Genomic DNA, 15,345 nt, shown 5'->3' with positions numbered 1-15,345 from the left:
ATACGTTTTTTTATTCTAGTTAACCTAATAAATACAGTTTTTTTTAAATATTTTTTTTTGATAAAAATAAAAGCGTAAAAAAGCAGTCTAACAATAGTTTACATCATTAGAAACTATTTAACTTGATGTTTTGTTTAACAAATTATAAAATTAATTAAACATTTATTATCTTTATAAAATAATTAATCAGAAATATAACTATAAAACCTAATAAAAAATGTTTGGAATATTTAAAAAGAAAACAGAAAAAGAAAAACTTCAATATCAATATGAAAAACTTTTAAAAGAAGCACATACACTATCTACAACAAATAGAAAAATGAGTGATAAAAAAAGTTTTGAAGCAGAAGAAGTTATGCTAAAAATAGAAAAACTTAATTAATACCATTTTATAAAATGACTAAAAATAAAAAACCTGATAATGTAGTTTTTAATGCAGAAACTCAAAAATACGATGCCTATCTTAAACCATATGCAACATCTGTAGGAGCACCAGTAATTACTACAACAGATACTATTGCTTGGAAAAATAGAAGCATCAATAAAATAAATCATAAAGTAGCTACACAGTACTTAGAGTTAAAAGTAGCCTATGATAAAATGATGGAAGATTTTGAATACAACAAACTTATTTTTGAAGCAAAATTTACTTTTGAACCAATTATAGGACAAATTTATCATCTTTATAAAAGAGATAATGGTGAATCATTTCTTTCGATTATAGCACCAGAAGAATGTACTTTTAACTCATTAGGCAGTTTTTATTTAAATGTTGATCAAATATGGGAAAAAGTGTAATAGCAAAAAAAATTATGAATTTAAAAAAATGAAAAAGCAACATCTCCCTCAAAAAATATGTCTAGTATGTAAACTACCCTTTACATGGCGTAAAAAGTGGGAAAAAAACTGGAATGAAGTAAAATATTGCAGTCAACGTTCTCGAAATAAAAAATGAAACAAGTTAATCTAGTATTCCCTCATCAATTATTTCAAAACTCTCCTATTTTTGAAAATAATACTCGTATATATATTATTGAAGAATATTTATTTTTTAAGCAATACTCTTTTCATAAACAAAAAATAGCATTTCATAGAGCCACTATGAAGCACTATGCCAATTACATTAGTAATATTAAAAATATCGAAATATATTATATTGAAAGTATTAACCCCATTTCTGATATAAGAATATTAATTCCTTATTTAAAAAACAAAAATATTACTCATATTAATTATATAGACACTACGGATAATTGGCTTGAAAAAAGAATAAAAAAAGGATGTTTAGATAATAATATTACAACTAAAATATACAAATCACCTTTATTTATAAATACAAAAGAAGAGTTAACAAGCTTCTTTAAAAAGGATAAAAAAAAATACCATCAAACAACTTTTTATACTGAACAACGAAAAAAACGTAATATACTTATAGAACCAGATGGAACACCTACAGGTGGAAAATGGACTTTTGATACCGAAAACAGAAAAAAATATCCTGCAAAAAAAACACCTCCTCCAATTCAATTTCCTAACACAGACAGTTATTATAAAGAAGCTATACAATATGTACAAACTCACTTTTCTTCTAACTTAGGAAACTTAACAGAATACTCATTATATCCAACTAATTTTAAAAACACAAAACAGTGGTTCGTTCAGTTTTTAGAACAACGATTTTTAGAATTTGGAACATACGAAGATGCTATTGTTTCAGAAAATTCAATACTTAATCATAGTGTATTAACTCCTATGCTAAACGTAGGATTGATAACTCCTAATGAAATCATAGAAACCTGTCTAACCTACGCAGAGGAAAACAATATCCCAATTAACTCTACAGAAGGTTTTGTTAGACAAATTATAGGTTGGCGAGAGTTTGTAAGAGGTGTTTATGAAACTAGAGGAAGTGAAGAACGCACTACTAACTTTTGGAAATTTAAAAAGAAAATACCCGCTTCATTTTATAACGGAACTACAGGCATTCCTCCTATCGATAAAACGATAAAAAAAGTATTACAAACTGGCTATTGTCATCATATAGAACGCTTAATGATATTAGGTAATTTCAATGATGCTTTGCGAATTTGACCCTGATGAAGTATATAAATGGTTTATGGAACTTTTTATTGATGCTTACGACTGGGTAATGGTTACCAATATTTACGGAATGAGTCAGTTTTCAGATGGTGGATTAATAGCTACAAAACCTTATATAAGTGGTAGCAACTATATTCTTAAAATGAGTAATTATAAAAAAGGAGAATGGCAAGCTGTTTGGGATGGACTATTTTGGAGGTTTATGCACATACATCGTAATTTCTTTTTATCAAATCCAAGGTTAGGAATGCTAGTACGTATGTTTGATAAAATGCCTATCGAAAAACAACAAATACACCTAAATAATGGTGAAAAATATTTAATAAATTTAGCTATTTCTCATTAAAATATAAATTAAAATACATACATAATGTTATTTAATACAACTTATACTAATAAAAACTACATTACAGAAAGTAAACAAAAACTAGGAAAATCTTTTTCTTTTTTTGATAAAATTAAAATTGGTGGTGTAGGGTCTAGTCGATTTATTATAAAAGAATTAAGTACTAAGTTACAACCTAAAAGCAACGAATCATATGCCATAAAATATGCTAATATTGAATTAAGACCAAAAGGAATTATAGTTCATTTTACCAATAAATTAGGACGTTATTCTTGGATAATTCCTTACTATCGCCTTGTTATATATAGTAATGAAACATTTAGCATACACGCTAACGGAAGTTTTATTCAATTTATAAAGAACAAAAACTATAAAGAAAATAAAAAGTTCATCCAAAAAATGACAGACTTTAAAAATACTTTTTTAAACTTAGATTATTACGATGGATAATATAAAATGATATAAAAATAATAATGTCCATAAAACAGTTCGTATCCAGTTTTTATGCACTAATGATTTTAACATTTCTTCAGTAACAATTCCTTTTGAAATATGAGTGTGTATCGGTACAAATTGTAAAAAAGTAGACATCCATAATAATACTATAATTCCAAAACTTATAAAGGAATTACTATTAATATCAATAAAAAGCTGATATATGGAAATAGCCAGTTGACCAAGCATCAATGGTATTACAATAGCACTAAAACGTGCCATGTACTCGGTATGCCAAATAAGTAATTTTGAAGTTTTATAATATAAAAAACTTGGATATATAATACGCTGTACAATCCAAATTAAAACAACAAGTCCAAAATCTACTAAAAGTGTTATATTATCTAAAACCATTATAAATACATTGTTATTCTTGAACTCATTGGTGTGGTCGTTGAGTAATAATAATCAATAAAATTTCCTGTACAATCTACTAAATACTTTTGAAAATTCCATTTTACACTTGAACTTTTAACTCCGTTTTTAGCTTCAGAAGTAAGCCATTTATATAAAGGATGCTGATAATTTCCTTTAACCGCTACTTTTTCCGTTAACAAAAAAGTAACTCCAAAATTTAACTCACAAAATTCTTGAATTTCTGATGCATTTCCTTTCTCTTGACTTCCAAACTGATTACAAGGAACACCAATAACTACAAGTTTATCGGCATACTTATCGCTTAAATCCTGTAATTCTTTATATTGCTTGGTAAAACCACACGAAGAAGCAACATTTACAAAAAGTAGTTTCTTTCCTTTAAATGCTGAAAGCAAAATTGGTTGTCCATTTAGGCCATTGATTGCTATATTATAAATCGATTCGGGATTTTTTTTAATAACAACACTTCCCGTTAATTTTGCTTTTGATATTCTTTTCATCGTTTTTTCTAATACAAATGATTAATTATTATTGATAAATAAAATTCAGAAAAAAGTAATAAAACTACTGATTTAAATAATTTTGTAACTCTGTAATTTTCTCTGATGTATTAAATACGCCACCATAAAAAGAAGTAACTGTAGCAGAAGCATCATCTTTTACTCCTCTAGATGAAACACATAAATGTTTTGCATCAATAATAACGGCAATATTCTCTGTATCTAAAATAGCTTTTAAATCTGTTACTATCTGATTTGTTAAACGCTCCTGCACCTGAGGTCGTTTTGCATAATATTGTACAATTCTATTCAACTTAGAAATACCAATAACTTTACCTGAAGACACATACGCAATATGTGCTTTACCAATTATAGGTACAAAGTGATGTTCGCAATTAGAATAAAAAGTAATGTTCTTTTCAACCAACATTTGGTTATATTGATATTTATTGTCAAATAATGCAATTTTAGGTTTATTAGCAGGGTTAAGTCCTGAAAACACTTCATCTATATACATTTTGGCAACCCTATTTGGAGTACCTTTTAAAGAATCATCTGTAAGATCTAAACCCATAACATCCATTATTTGGGCAAATAAATCAGAAATTTTCTCTTTCTTTTGATGATCAGATAACAAAAAAGCATCAGCTTTCATAGGAGTTTCTAAACCAGTGTACATATGGTCATCACCTATATCATCAATAGAAAAATTACTAATTATATTATCATTATTAATCTGTATATTTTTTATTTTTGATTTCATATTTTCTCTGTATAAATATTCTTACTATTAAAAAATTAGATACAGTCAGTACTTTTAAGACTATTCAGCAAAGCTAAACAATTGTTTAATAAAAACACAAAAAGAGTAAACAAAAAAAGAAATACTAATATCAATTATATATTAAGCTATCGTATATTTGTCGCCCACTAAAAATATAAAACCTCTTTTTAGAATTAATTAACAATATAGTTTTCAAATTTTTCAAAATAAAATATGTCTAAATTACCTAAAGAATATAAATTTATAGATCTTTCTGACTACGGAAGACCAGTAGCAAGAATAATAGTTAATCAAATTAAAGAAACTTCATACACTCCTATTGATGTTACTATATGGTTTATCATTTCAGGTGTTACGGGAATCGCCTGTATACTATTAGGTTATTATTGGGCTGCTGCTTTTTTTTTACTATTTAAATCGATACTTGATGCAGCTGATGGAGAACTAGCTAGAGTAAAAAAAACACCTTCACATACAGGTAGATACCTTGATTCTGTTGCTGATATTATTTTAAACTTCTTTATTTTCGCAGCACTATGGTATATTACAGATACCTTTTTTGTCTATAGTTTTTTAGCCTTTTTAGCAATTCAATTACAAGGAACACTATATAATTACTATTACGTTATTCTAAGAAACAACGTTAATGGCGATACTACAAGTAGAATTTTTGAATACAATACACCAAAAGCTTTAAAAGGAGAAAAACAAAAAAATGTAAACCTTTTGTTCAAAATTTACAAAGCACTATATGGAATATTTGACAAAACAATTTATGCATTAGACTCAAATGCACCAGAAACAAAACGCTTTCCTAATTTATTAATGACAGCTTTATCTACCTTCGGACTTGGATTTCAACTACTAATTATAAGTTTACTGTTAGTTTTAGGTTTAAAAGAATACATTGTTACATTTTTCTTGTGGTACTCTGTAATGATTCTCGTTTTTATAAGTATTCGAAAACTATTATAATTAACAGAAATAAAAAAAGCTTCACATTTCTGTGAAGCTTTTGAGCTTAGTAGCGGGAACTGGACTCGAACCAGTGACCTTCGGGTTATGAGCCCGACGAGCTACCTACTGCTCTATCCCGCGATTTCGAGTGCAAATATACGTTCTTTTATTCTAGTTAACCTAATAAAATAAACTTTTAAGTAAAATGTTTTTTAACTAATACAATAACAGCACTATAAAAAAATTAATTTCTAATTTAAACAGCTTATCTTTGCCAAATGACACATAAATCAGGATTTGTAAACATCATCGGAAACCCAAATGTTGGGAAATCAACTTTAATGAACGCTTTAGTTGGTGAAAAATTATCAATTATTACAGCTAAAGCACAAACTACTAGACATCGTATTTTAGGAATTGTAAATGATGATAATCATCAAGTTATTTTTTCTGATACTCCAGGAATTATAAAACCTGCTTATGAACTACAAAATTCAATGATGGATTTTGTAAAATCAGCTTTTGATGATGCCGATGTATTAATTTATATGGTAGAAGTTGGAGAAAAAGAATTAAAAAATGAAGCTTTTTTTAATAGAATAATCCACAGTGAAATTCCTGTTATTTTATTATTAAATAAAATTGACAAATCATCACAAGACGAAGTTGAAGAAAAAATAGAATACTGGAAAAATAAAGTACCAAATGCTTTTGTCTATGTAATTTCGGCTTTAGAAAAATTTAATGTGGATTCTGTTTTCACTAAAATTATAGAATTACTTCCTGAAGGTCCTGCTTTTTATCCGAAGGATCAATTAACAGATAAGCCTGAACGCTTTTTTGTCAATGAAAAAATACGTGAAAAAATATTAACACACTATAAAAAAGAAATTCCATATTCTATTGAAGTAGAAACCGAAGAATTTTTTGAAGAAGAAAATATCATCAAAATCCGTTCGGTTATTATGGTAGAACGTGATACTCAAAAAGGAATTATTATAGGACATAAAGGTACTGCACTTAAACGAGTAGGTACAGAATCTCGTAAAGATTTAGAACTGTTTTTTGATAAAAAAGTGTTTTTAGAATTATATGTTAAAGTAAATAAAAACTGGCGTTCTAACGACAAACAGTTAAAACGTTTTGGATATAAAGACTAATTTATTTTCATCAATAATATTTTAGCAAAACTTTTTAATTCATCCATTTGCTTTTTACCTGTAGCCTTTCCTAAAGTTCCTACAAAATAAAATACTACCCATATAATTGGTAAAACAACCAACATTACTATGGGTAGTATTGCTGTTTTTTTTAGCGACCAATTACTATAAGCTACAACTCCGAAGATAAAAAAAGCAGTCGCTATTACGAAATGTAAGAACATAAAAAAAGTCCAAACTTGTGGTTTTGGACCAAATAACCCTTTTATTTTAGATGTTGTTTCTGTAACTTCCTCTACTTCCAACTGTAACTGAGGAGACCAAAAATGAGTTTCTTTATCAGGAACATCAATAATTACATGATTATCTACCACTTTCATTTTATAAGTTGTTTCATCAGATAAATGCTTTTTTATTTCATTAAGTAGCACTTCTGAATTCATTTGAAAATCAATTTGAAACCTTGGCTTTAAAAAAATTTGATTATATAATTTATCATCCATAGTATAAAGTTATTCTGCTACAATGTACTAAAAATTATAGTCTTTAAAATTCAGCTCATAATAGTAAGGTAAGTTGTATCTTTGCAAAAATTTTAGTATAATGAGTAGTATTGTAGCCATTGTTGGAAGACCGAATGTAGGTAAGTCCACTTTATTTAATCGTTTAGTACAACGTCGTGAAGCGATTGTTGATTCTGTAAGTGGAGTAACCAGAGATAGACATTACGGAAAATCTGAATGGAACGGAAAGGAATTTTCTGTAATTGATACTGGTGGATATGTTGTCGGATCTGATGATATTTTTGAAGGAGAAATACGTAAACAAGTGCAATTAGCTATTGAAGAAGCTGATATAATTATTTTTGTTGTTGATGTTGAACAAGGAATTACTCCTATGGATGCTGAAGTTGCAAAAATATTACGCCAAGTTAAAAAGCCTATTATTATGGCTGTTAACAAGGTAGATAATGCAATGCGTGATGCAGATGCAGTTGAATTCTATAACCTTGGTTTAGGAGGATATCACACTATTTCTTCAATAAATGGTAGTGGAACAGGTGAATTATTAGATGCCGTTGCTGAAGAAATTCCTTTTGAAGAAGAAGAAGAACAAAATGAACTTCCTCGTTTTGCAATTGTAGGACGTCCGAATGCAGGAAAATCGTCGTTTATTAATGCTTTAATTGGTGAAGATAGAAATATCGTAACTAATATTGCAGGTACTACGCGTGATTCTATTGATACGAAATACAATCGTTTTGGTTTTGAATTTAACTTAGTAGATACTGCTGGGATTCGTAAAAAATCAAAAGTAAAAGAAGATTTAGAATTTTACTCTGTAATGCGTGCCGTTCGTGCTATTGAACATTGTGATGTTGCTATTTTAGTTATTGATGCAACTCGTGATTTTGAAGGACAAGATGAAAAAATATTTTGGCTAGCTGAAAAGAATAAAAAAGGAATTGTAATACTTGTTAACAAGTGGGATTTGGTAGAGAAAGAAACCAATACTATGCGTGACTTTGAAGCAAAAATAAGACAGCAAATTTCACCTTTTAGTGATGTGCCAATTGTATTTACTTCGGTATTAACAAAACAACGTATTTTTAAAGCTATTGAAACGGCTGTTGAAGTTTTTGAAAACAGAAAACGTCGTATTCAAACAAGTAAGTTAAACGAAACGATGTTAGAGATTTTAGAACAAAATCCACCTCCTGCAATTAAAGGAAAATACATCAAAATTAAATACTGTATGCAATTACCTACATACACGCCACAGTTTGCATTTTTTGCGAATTTACCGCAGTATGTTAGAGATCCGTACAGACGTTATTTAGAAAATCAACTTCGTCAGCATTATAACTTTAACGGAGTTCCTATTATTATATATTTTAGACAAAAATAATTTTTAGTCTAAAAAAAATTAAAATAGTTTTTTCATTTTCTTTTCAAATTATTAAATCAATTTGCAAAAAAAACTGAAAAAACTATTTTTTTTGTGCTTATTTTAATGCTATTTATTTACTAAATTTAAAAAATAATTTTAATAAATAAGTTAGTATGCCTAGCCCCGATTGAAGCATTTGTTTGAGCTCTTTTTTTGATTTTTCTTCAAAAAAAAGCGAGTGCAGAAAGCGGGAAGTTGCTTCAAAAAAATTAATTGTACACAATTTTATAAATTTGCAACGTATTAAGAAAATAATTTAATGGAAATTAGAAAACTAGACGCCTTTAAAGATATTGAACTTCCCTTACAACTAAATATTAGTTTTAAGAAAATATATAATATGCTTAAAGAATATGCTAGTAATACTGCTAAAAAACATCCGTTTAATGCATCGGCTAACATAATTATAAATAAAGTAGAAAAATATCCTGAACTAATTAATGGATTTTCTGACCTTTCATTATTAAAAAAACACGAAGATATTATAGATGTTTTGCTAGAAACTCTATTTCCTGAAATGTTAACATTAAATGAAATTAAAGCCGCTACTGTCCCTTTTTCTTTTACGTCGTTTAAATTTACAAAACGATTAGAAAATATTCTTGAAAATGCTGGAGAAGAATATGTTTTAAAAGTTAGAGATTTTGAAGACGATAAAATGTACATTATGGCATGTACTTTTATTTTAAACATTGTATACAAACAACCTATTGACTTAAAACGTCCATTTTTTTTTGATATTCCTGATAAAAATTTAGACATAATAAAACATTACAGAGTAGCTTTTAATGCCGATTTTATGGAGATTACTCGTTCAGAGAATGCTCCTGAAATTACTGAAGATGATATTAAAATTCTTATAAATAGTTATGATAACATAGCTATTTGGAAAGAAAAATTTCCGCCAAACAGCTATATTTTTAAAGGCTTTGGTATTATGAATTTATTTGATGTTACTGTTGATGAAAATATTTCATCAATAAGAACAACTTTACTACAAAAAGATGATGGTACTATTGTTGAAAAACTACGCAAAGAATTAAGTGAATTCTATAATATTAAAGATTTAAAAGTCGGTTTTTCAGTATTTGACAGCACTGATTTATCATTACAATCAACACGTATTAAAAGAACAGAAAGTATCATTTTATTAAAAAATGAAAACAAAATAACTTGTAGTACCTTTTTTTGTAATGATATAGTTACTAAAGTATTTAAAGAGCAAAAAATAATTGCTATATCTGACACCAAAAACTACGGAAATTCATCAAAAGAAAATGAATTTTCTAAAAGATTAAGAAATCAGAATATTGGAAGTATTTTATTAATTCCTATTAAAGCAAGCAACAATAACGACTTAGCATTATTAGAAATAGCTTCTCCAAGACCTTATGAATTAAACTCTGTAAATCAGCAAAAATTAAAAGATATTATTCCTGTTTTTAAAGTGGCTGTTAATCGCTCATCAGAAGAGTATTCAAACATTTTAGAAGCTACTATACAAGAACACTACACCTCTTTACACGAAACTGTAAAATGGAAATTTTATGAAGCTGCCGAACAATATCAAGCCGATATTTATGCCGAAAAAGAAAATGTAAAAATTGAACAAATAGTATTTAATAATGTGTACCCTTTATATGGTCAATCAGATATAAAAGGCTCATCTTTTGCCAGAAATGAAGCTATTAAAGAAGATTTAATTACTCAACTTACCTTAGCTATTTCAGTATTAAAAGAAGCTTGTGTATCTGAGAAATTACCTATTTATAATGAATTGATGTTTCGAGTAAATGACTATTTAAAAGATGTGAATACAGGTTTAAAAGCTGGTGATGAAATTGGTATTTTAGAGTTTTTAAAACGTGAAATTTATCCTGTTTTTAAACACATAAAAACACTTAATAACAACTTATTGGTTGTTGTAAATACTTACATGAACCGTTTAGATAGCAATTTGCACGTTGTTTATGAAAAACGAAAAGCCTACGAACAAAGTGTTACTTTATTAAATGATAAATTAGCTAAATTTATAGATTGTAAACAAGAAGATGCACAAATAATGTTTCCGCATTATTTTGAACGCTATAAAACTGATGGTGTAGAATACAATATGTATATCGGGCAATCTTTAACTAAAAATAAAAATTTCGATGAATTATACCTTTATAATCTTCGTTTATGGCAATTACAACTTATGTGCGAAATGGAAAATGTAGCGAATACGACACGTAAATCTATGGAGCATGATTTACAAGTTGCATCGTTAATTTTAGTACACAGCACGCCTTTATCTATTAAATTTAGAATGGATGAAAAACAATTTGATGTTGATGGAGCTTATAATATTCGTTATGAAATCATCAAAAAAAGAATTGACAAAATTCATATAAAAAGCACCAAAAAACGTCTTACTATCCCTGGTAAAATTTCTATTGTTTATTCACAAAGTAAAGATGCTAAAGAATATTTAAAATATATTAAATACCTACAAGCTAAAAATTTATTAGGTGAAGTTGAAACTTTAGAGTTAGAAGATTTACAAGGAGTTTCTGGTTTAAAAGCACTTCGTGTAGCGGTACTTTATCAATCTGATTTTGACGCTAAAAAAACAATAACAATTGATACTTTAATCGAAGAGTTTAAAAATTAACTTAACCTATATTATTTATAAAATATTTGAATTTTCTTGTATTTGAAATGCTACAACAAAAGCAATTACACTTATAATAATTCCTATCATAAAAACAGTATAAGTTGTTCTTAGTAATTTATATTTTCTGTTTAAAACTAAGCCTAAAAAATATAAATCTTTGGTTAATGAACCGTATAAATAATCACGGTCTTTCATCATTTCATTCATTGCCCATTCAAAATCAGGAAGATTCATTTGATGAAAATTTCCAAAAAACAATAAATTTACTTTTTTATTCGCAACATCTTCTTTAGTAAACTTCCCTTGTGTTACATTTGGACGGGTTGCCATTACAGACAATATAATAGAAGCCACCGTAAACAAAACAAATATTAACGATGGAATTATTAAATAATGATTCGTCGGATTGTCTAATTTTGGAATTAAAGTAGATAAACTCATCGAAATAATAATAGCATTTACCGATAACAAAATATTCGCTTTCGTATCTGCAATATCACTTAAAGTAATATGATTTCTTAAAGCAACACGAAACATCGTTTCAATACCTCTTTCGGGTAACTCTACTTTGTTTTTTTTAAAAGCTAATTCCTCTTTTTTATGTTGTAATCTCTTATTTTCTTGTTTTAATTTTTGTTGATTTTTTAATAATTCAGCTAAATTTTTACTTGCTATTTTACTCCAGTTTTTAACTGCAAAATCTGTATAAAAACGTTGTTTTGTTAAGAATTTAATATTTTCTTCTAGCCATTTTTCATCAGAAAAAACAGCTACTTTAGTCAGCTCCCACTCTTTTCTTAATAATAATGTATAATCGCTAAAATTTTTACTTCCTAAATGAGCACAATCAGCATCTTTAATTATTTTTTCTAACTTGGTTACAGGTTTTACACAAATTTTAGTAACTAAAATCAACTCTGAAACTTGTAAAATAACAGCTTCAGAAACATCATGTTTTTTTAAAAATTTTGTTGCTATTTTAACGCTTTCTTCTTCATGATTTTTTATTGATTTTGTATAACCTGTATCATTGAAACCACGCTGTTAACAATAATATATTTGATAATTCAGTTGTTAATTCTGCTTCTTTTATTAATTCTTTCGTTTTTGCTACTACTCGTTGGGTATGAAGTACATTATGATATATAAATGAAGTATCTAATTTTTCATTTAAAAGAGTAACAACAAAATTTTCAGCTTCAATTAATAAATTTTCCATCAAAAAGATTTTTTGCTAAATTAAGGATATTATTCTACTCTTATTAATTGTAATTTTGACAAGATTAAAACGACTCTATTACTACCAATATATAAGATTACAGAAAAAACAAATTATTACAATTAATCACCAAAATATTTTAAGATGCTTACTTGGAAAAATATTATTCACTTTGCAGTAAACGGAAACCCAACACCAATAAAAAGGGTTGAAAAATCCGAAGAAAAATGGAAAGAATTATTAACTAATGAACAATTCAGAATTACCCGTTTAAAAGGAACTGAACGTCCTTTTTCTGGAGAATTATGTACTGCTTATGATCAAGGAAAATACAACTGTATTTGTTGCGATACTCCTTTATTTGATTCTACTATTAAGTTTGATTCAAGCTCTGGATGGCCAAGTTTTACACAACCAATTACCGAAAATGCTATTAAATATCATAGAGATACAACTTTTGGAATGGTACGAGTAGAAGTTTTATGCAATAGTTGTGATGCACATTTAGGACATGTTTTTCCTGATGGTCCTGAACCTAGTGGTTTAAGATATTGCATCAATTCGGAATCAATGATTTTAAATAAAAATTAAAATAATTCAATTTAATGACTAATCAAAATTTACAAATAGCCACTTTAGGCGGTGGATGTTTTTGGTGTACAGAAGCAGTTTTTCAGGAAGTAAAAGGTATTGAAAAAGTAGTTTCTGGTTATGCTGGCGGAAATGTTCCTGGGCATCCAACATATAGAGAAGTTTGTAGCGGATTAACAGGACATGCCGAAGTAATTCAACTTACTTTTGATGCTAATATAATTTCGTATCAAGATATTTTAATAATTTTTATGACAACTCACAATCCGACAACCTTAAATCAGCAGGGGGCGGATAAAGGAACTGAATATCGTTCTGTAATTTTTTATCATAATGAAGCTCAAAAAGAAATTTCAGAAATTGTTTTAACTGAAGTTGCTCCTTTTTATGAAGATAAAATTGTTACCGAAGTTAGTTCATATACTATTTTTTATGAGGCAGAAAAAGCACATCAAAATTATTACAGACAAAACCAAACACAAGGTTATTGTAGTTTTGTTATTTCGCCAAAATTAGCAACACTTCGAAAATTACATGCTCATAAATTAAAGTAATTTACCGTAATTTTGTCAATCCATTTATCCAAAAAACAATGAAGCTTAACATTCAAAATACTTTTACAAAAGAATTACCTGCTGATAAAATTTTAGAAAATACCCGAAGACAAGTTTTAGATGCTTGCTTTTCGTTTGTTGAACCTAAAAAAACAGCAAATCCGAAGTTACTTCAATGTTTCCCAAGAAATGTTAACAGCAATTGGATTAACTGAAAAAGATGCTAAATCAGAAGATTTTGTAAATGTTTTTACAGGAAATAAAGTCTTAGAAAACACGCATCCATTTGCGATGTGTTATGGCGGACATCAATTTGGAAATTGGGCAGGGCAATTAGGCGATGGTAGAGCAATCAATTTAACCGAAGTTGTACACAATAATAAACGTTGGGCAATACAATTAAAAGGTGCTGGAGGAACTCCATATTCAAGAACTGCAGATGGTTTGGCGGTTTTACGCTCATCGGTAAGAGAATATTTATGTAGCGAAGCTATGTTTCATTTGGGCGTTCCAACAACTCGAGCTTTATCCTTGAGTTTATCGGGTGATGACGTTTTAAGAGATATGTTATACAACGGAAATCAAGCCTACGAAAAAGGCGCAATTGTAAGCCGTTTAGCACCAAGTTTTATCCGTTTTGGAAGCTTTGAAATTTTATCCTCTAGAAAAAATCATCCTGCTTTAAAAACATTAGCAGATTATACAATCAAGCATTTTTACCCTGAAATTACATCCGAAGGAAAACAAAAATATCTCGATTTTTTAACCCAAATAAGAAACCGAACTATTGAAATGATTGTCGATTGGCAACGTGTTGGTTTTGTTCACGGCGTTATGAATACCGACAATATGTCTATCCTCGGATTAACCATAGATTATGGTCCTTACGGATGGTTAGAAGGCTACGATGCTGGCTGGACACCAAATACAACCGACAATCAGCACAAGCGATATCGTTACGGAAATCAATCACAAATTGGTGTTTGGAATCTATTTCAATTAGCAAATTCATTGTTTCCACTTATCGAAGAAGCGCCGCCTTTACAAGAAATTTTAGATGAATATTCTGATATTTATCAAAAGAAATATTTAGAAATGATGACATCGAAAATCGGTTTATTTTCTGAAGATACTAACGATTATGAATTAATTGGACGCTTAGAAGAAACGCTACAATTAACGGAAATTGATATGACACTTTTCTTTAGAAATTTATCATTAATTTCTTCAGATGATAGTTTTGAAACTGCTTTTGATAAAATAAAAGAGGCATTTTATACGATTATAGAAGTAAAAGACGCGATTAAAAATCATTGGCAAGATTGGTTTAATCGTTATTTAAAAAGATTGCAACAAGAAACTTTTTCTAATTCAGTAAGAAAAGAAAAAATGAATGCTGTAAATCCGAAATATGTATTGCGAAATTATATGGCACAATTAGCTATTGATGATGCCAATAAAGGTGATTATAATTTAATTGATAAATTATATGAGTTGTTAAAAAACCCTTATGATGAACAAGAAAAGCATCAAAAATGGTTTGCAAAACGTCCAGAATGGGCTCGTAATAAAGTTGGCTGTTCTGCTTTAAGTTGTAGTTCTTAATCTACTATTTTATTAATCATTTCAAAGAATATAAAGTATTTTTACAGTCT

At 28.2% G+C, this 15,345-nt stretch carries 18 protein-coding genes, 1 tRNA gene and 1 pseudogene; 13 read left to right on the top strand and 7 right to left on the bottom strand.

Going from position 1 to position 15,345, the window contains the following annotated elements:
• Window positions 1-217: 217 nt before the first annotated feature.
• The 6 genes from PG913_RS02105 to PG913_RS02085 are packed head-to-tail and all read left to right on the top strand — an operon-like array spanning window position 218 to window position 2,896.
• Window positions 218-382, top strand: a complete 165-nt coding sequence (locus PG913_RS02105) for a Lacal_2735 family protein (RefSeq protein WP_271231416.1) — start codon at window positions 218-220, stop codon at window positions 380-382.
• A 14-nt stretch (window positions 383-396) separates the two neighbouring features.
• Window positions 397-798: a DUF2452 domain-containing protein gene (locus PG913_RS02100; RefSeq protein ID WP_271231415.1), complete on the top strand. Its 402-nt coding sequence runs from the start codon at window positions 397-399 to the stop codon at window positions 796-798.
• Between the two features lie 28 nt (window positions 799-826).
• On the top strand, window positions 827-955 hold the full coding sequence (locus PG913_RS02095; protein ID WP_271231414.1) for a DUF2256 domain-containing protein: 129 nt from the start codon (window positions 827-829) through the stop codon (window positions 953-955).
• The gene (locus tag PG913_RS02090; RefSeq protein ID WP_333780776.1) at window positions 952-2,091 is read left to right on the top strand and encodes a cryptochrome/photolyase family protein; all 1,140 of its coding nucleotides are present in this window, start codon (window positions 952-954) and stop codon (window positions 2,089-2,091) included. Before PG913_RS02095 ends, PG913_RS02090 begins: the two co-directional genes overlap by 4 nt.
• The gene (locus PG913_RS12835) at window positions 2,072-2,446 is read left to right on the top strand and encodes a cryptochrome/photolyase family protein (RefSeq protein WP_333780775.1); all 375 of its coding nucleotides are present in this window, start codon (window positions 2,072-2,074) and stop codon (window positions 2,444-2,446) included. The genes PG913_RS02090 and PG913_RS12835 overlap by 20 nt, the downstream gene beginning before the upstream one ends.
• Window positions 2,447-2,470: 24 nt before the next feature.
• Window positions 2,471-2,896, top strand: a complete 426-nt coding sequence (locus PG913_RS02085) for a hypothetical protein (protein ID WP_271231413.1) — start codon at window positions 2,471-2,473, stop codon at window positions 2,894-2,896.
• Here the strand turns inward: PG913_RS02085 and PG913_RS02080 are convergent.
• The 3 genes from PG913_RS02080 to folE all read right to left on the bottom strand — a co-directional run bounded on the left by PG913_RS02080 (window position 2,876) and on the right by folE (window position 4,582).
• A complete protein-coding gene (locus PG913_RS02080) occupies window positions 2,876-3,295 on the bottom strand; it encodes a hypothetical protein (protein WP_271231412.1) in 420 nt (139 codons plus the stop codon). The genes PG913_RS02085 and PG913_RS02080 overlap by 21 nt on opposite strands.
• Window positions 3,295-3,819, bottom strand: a complete 525-nt coding sequence (locus tag PG913_RS02075; protein ID WP_271231411.1) for a glutathione peroxidase — start codon at window positions 3,817-3,819, stop codon at window positions 3,295-3,297. Before PG913_RS02075 ends, PG913_RS02080 begins: the two co-directional genes overlap by 1 nt.
• A gap of 64 nt (window positions 3,820-3,883) precedes the next feature.
• Window positions 3,884-4,582 (bottom strand): GTP cyclohydrolase I FolE, encoded by a 699-nt coding sequence (gene folE / locus PG913_RS02070; RefSeq protein WP_271231410.1) that lies wholly within the window; start codon window positions 4,580-4,582, stop codon window positions 3,884-3,886.
• A 234-nt stretch (window positions 4,583-4,816) separates the two neighbouring features.
• Between folE and PG913_RS02065 the strand changes: the two genes are divergently transcribed.
• Window positions 4,817-5,578 (top strand): CDP-alcohol phosphatidyltransferase family protein, encoded by a 762-nt coding sequence (locus tag PG913_RS02065; RefSeq protein ID WP_271231409.1) that lies wholly within the window; start codon window positions 4,817-4,819, stop codon window positions 5,576-5,578.
• 50 nt (window positions 5,579-5,628) lie between these two features.
• On the opposite strand, the gene PG913_RS02060 is transcribed toward PG913_RS02065, so the two are convergent.
• Window positions 5,629-5,701: transfer RNA gene (locus PG913_RS02060), tRNA-Met, on the bottom strand.
• A gap of 137 nt (window positions 5,702-5,838) precedes the next feature.
• Between PG913_RS02060 and era the strand changes: the two genes are divergently transcribed.
• Window positions 5,839-6,720, top strand: coding sequence for a GTPase Era (gene era, locus PG913_RS02055; protein ID WP_271231408.1), 882 nt, complete (start codon window positions 5,839-5,841; stop codon window positions 6,718-6,720).
• Here era and PG913_RS02050 read toward each other — a convergent pair.
• The gene (locus tag PG913_RS02050; protein WP_271231407.1) at window positions 6,717-7,223 is read right to left on the bottom strand and encodes a GTP-binding protein; all 507 of its coding nucleotides are present in this window, start codon (window positions 7,221-7,223) and stop codon (window positions 6,717-6,719) included. The genes era and PG913_RS02050 overlap by 4 nt on opposite strands.
• 100 nt (window positions 7,224-7,323) lie before the next feature.
• Between PG913_RS02050 and der the strand changes: the two genes are divergently transcribed.
• Both der and PG913_RS02040 read left to right on the top strand, forming a co-directional pair.
• A complete protein-coding gene (gene der / locus PG913_RS02045) occupies window positions 7,324-8,628 on the top strand; it encodes a ribosome biogenesis GTPase Der (protein WP_271231406.1) in 1,305 nt (434 codons plus the stop codon).
• A gap of 301 nt (window positions 8,629-8,929) precedes the next feature.
• Entirely contained in the window at window positions 8,930-11,323 is a 2,394-nt protein-coding gene (locus PG913_RS02040) for a GAF domain-containing protein (protein WP_271231405.1), read from the top strand.
• Between the two features lie 15 nt (window positions 11,324-11,338).
• On the opposite strand, the gene PG913_RS02035 is transcribed toward PG913_RS02040, so the two are convergent.
• Together PG913_RS02035 and PG913_RS12830 are read right to left on the bottom strand one after the other, a co-directional pair.
• Entirely contained in the window at window positions 11,339-12,241 is a 903-nt protein-coding gene (locus PG913_RS02035) for a Pycsar system effector family protein (protein ID WP_333780774.1), read from the bottom strand.
• 112 nt (window positions 12,242-12,353) lie between these two features.
• Window positions 12,354-12,545, bottom strand: coding sequence for a hypothetical protein (locus PG913_RS12830; protein WP_333780773.1), 192 nt, complete (start codon window positions 12,543-12,545; stop codon window positions 12,354-12,356).
• Between the two features lie 144 nt (window positions 12,546-12,689).
• Here PG913_RS12830 and msrB point away from each other — a divergent pair, with 144 nt between their 5' ends.
• From msrB to PG913_RS02020, 3 genes and pseudogenes are all read left to right on the top strand, one after another.
• On the top strand, window positions 12,690-13,136 hold the full coding sequence (gene msrB / locus PG913_RS02030) for a peptide-methionine (R)-S-oxide reductase MsrB (RefSeq protein WP_271231404.1): 447 nt from the start codon (window positions 12,690-12,692) through the stop codon (window positions 13,134-13,136).
• Window positions 13,137-13,150: 14 nt separating this feature from the next.
• Window positions 13,151-13,690, top strand: a complete 540-nt coding sequence (gene msrA, locus PG913_RS02025) for a peptide-methionine (S)-S-oxide reductase MsrA (protein ID WP_271231403.1) — start codon at window positions 13,151-13,153, stop codon at window positions 13,688-13,690.
• A 38-nt stretch (window positions 13,691-13,728) separates the two neighbouring features.
• Window positions 13,729-15,295 (top strand): annotated as a pseudogene (locus PG913_RS02020) (protein adenylyltransferase SelO).
• Window positions 15,296-15,345: the final 50 nt, after the last annotated feature.

Source organism: Tenacibaculum pacificus, from assembly GCF_027941775.1.
Taxonomy (GTDB): Bacteria; Bacteroidota; Bacteroidia; order Flavobacteriales; family Flavobacteriaceae; genus Polaribacter; species Polaribacter pacificus_A.
Note: the sequence above shows the minus strand (reverse complement) of the source record. Positions and strands in the feature narration are given on the sequence as shown.

Excerpts from the sequence above, each read along its gene's own strand:
- PG913_RS02050 (WP_271231407.1), bottom strand. The coding sequence starts at position 7,223 with ATGGATGATAAATTATATAATCAAATTTTTTTAAAGCCAAGGTTTCAA.
- PG913_RS02080 (WP_271231412.1), bottom strand. The coding sequence starts at position 3,295 with ATGGTTTTAGATAATATAACACTTTTAGTAGATTTTGGACTTGTTGTT.
- PG913_RS12830 (WP_333780773.1), bottom strand. The coding sequence starts at position 12,545 with ATGGAAAATTTATTAATTGAAGCTGAAAATTTTGTTGTTACTCTTTTA.
- PG913_RS02100 (WP_271231415.1), top strand. The coding sequence starts at position 397 with ATGACTAAAAATAAAAAACCTGATAATGTAGTTTTTAATGCAGAAACT.
- PG913_RS02085 (WP_271231413.1), top strand. The coding sequence starts at position 2,471 with ATGTTATTTAATACAACTTATACTAATAAAAACTACATTACAGAAAGT.
- der (WP_271231406.1), top strand. The coding sequence starts at position 7,324 with ATGAGTAGTATTGTAGCCATTGTTGGAAGACCGAATGTAGGTAAGTCC.
- PG913_RS02090 (WP_333780776.1), top strand. The coding sequence starts at position 952 with ATGAAACAAGTTAATCTAGTATTCCCTCATCAATTATTTCAAAACTCT.
- PG913_RS02075 (WP_271231411.1), bottom strand. The coding sequence starts at position 3,819 with ATGAAAAGAATATCAAAAGCAAAATTAACGGGAAGTGTTGTTATTAAA.
- era (WP_271231408.1), top strand. The coding sequence starts at position 5,839 with ATGACACATAAATCAGGATTTGTAAACATCATCGGAAACCCAAATGTT.
- PG913_RS02040 (WP_271231405.1), top strand. The coding sequence starts at position 8,930 with ATGGAAATTAGAAAACTAGACGCCTTTAAAGATATTGAACTTCCCTTA.
- PG913_RS02105 (WP_271231416.1), top strand. The coding sequence starts at position 218 with ATGTTTGGAATATTTAAAAAGAAAACAGAAAAAGAAAAACTTCAATAT.
- folE (WP_271231410.1), bottom strand. The coding sequence starts at position 4,582 with ATGAAATCAAAAATAAAAAATATACAGATTAATAATGATAATATAATT.
- msrA (WP_271231403.1), top strand. The coding sequence starts at position 13,151 with ATGACTAATCAAAATTTACAAATAGCCACTTTAGGCGGTGGATGTTTT.
- msrB (WP_271231404.1), top strand. The coding sequence starts at position 12,690 with ATGCTTACTTGGAAAAATATTATTCACTTTGCAGTAAACGGAAACCCA.
- PG913_RS02065 (WP_271231409.1), top strand. The coding sequence starts at position 4,817 with ATGTCTAAATTACCTAAAGAATATAAATTTATAGATCTTTCTGACTAC.
- PG913_RS12835 (WP_333780775.1), top strand. The coding sequence starts at position 2,072 with ATGATGCTTTGCGAATTTGACCCTGATGAAGTATATAAATGGTTTATG.
- PG913_RS02095 (WP_271231414.1), top strand. The coding sequence starts at position 827 with ATGAAAAAGCAACATCTCCCTCAAAAAATATGTCTAGTATGTAAACTA.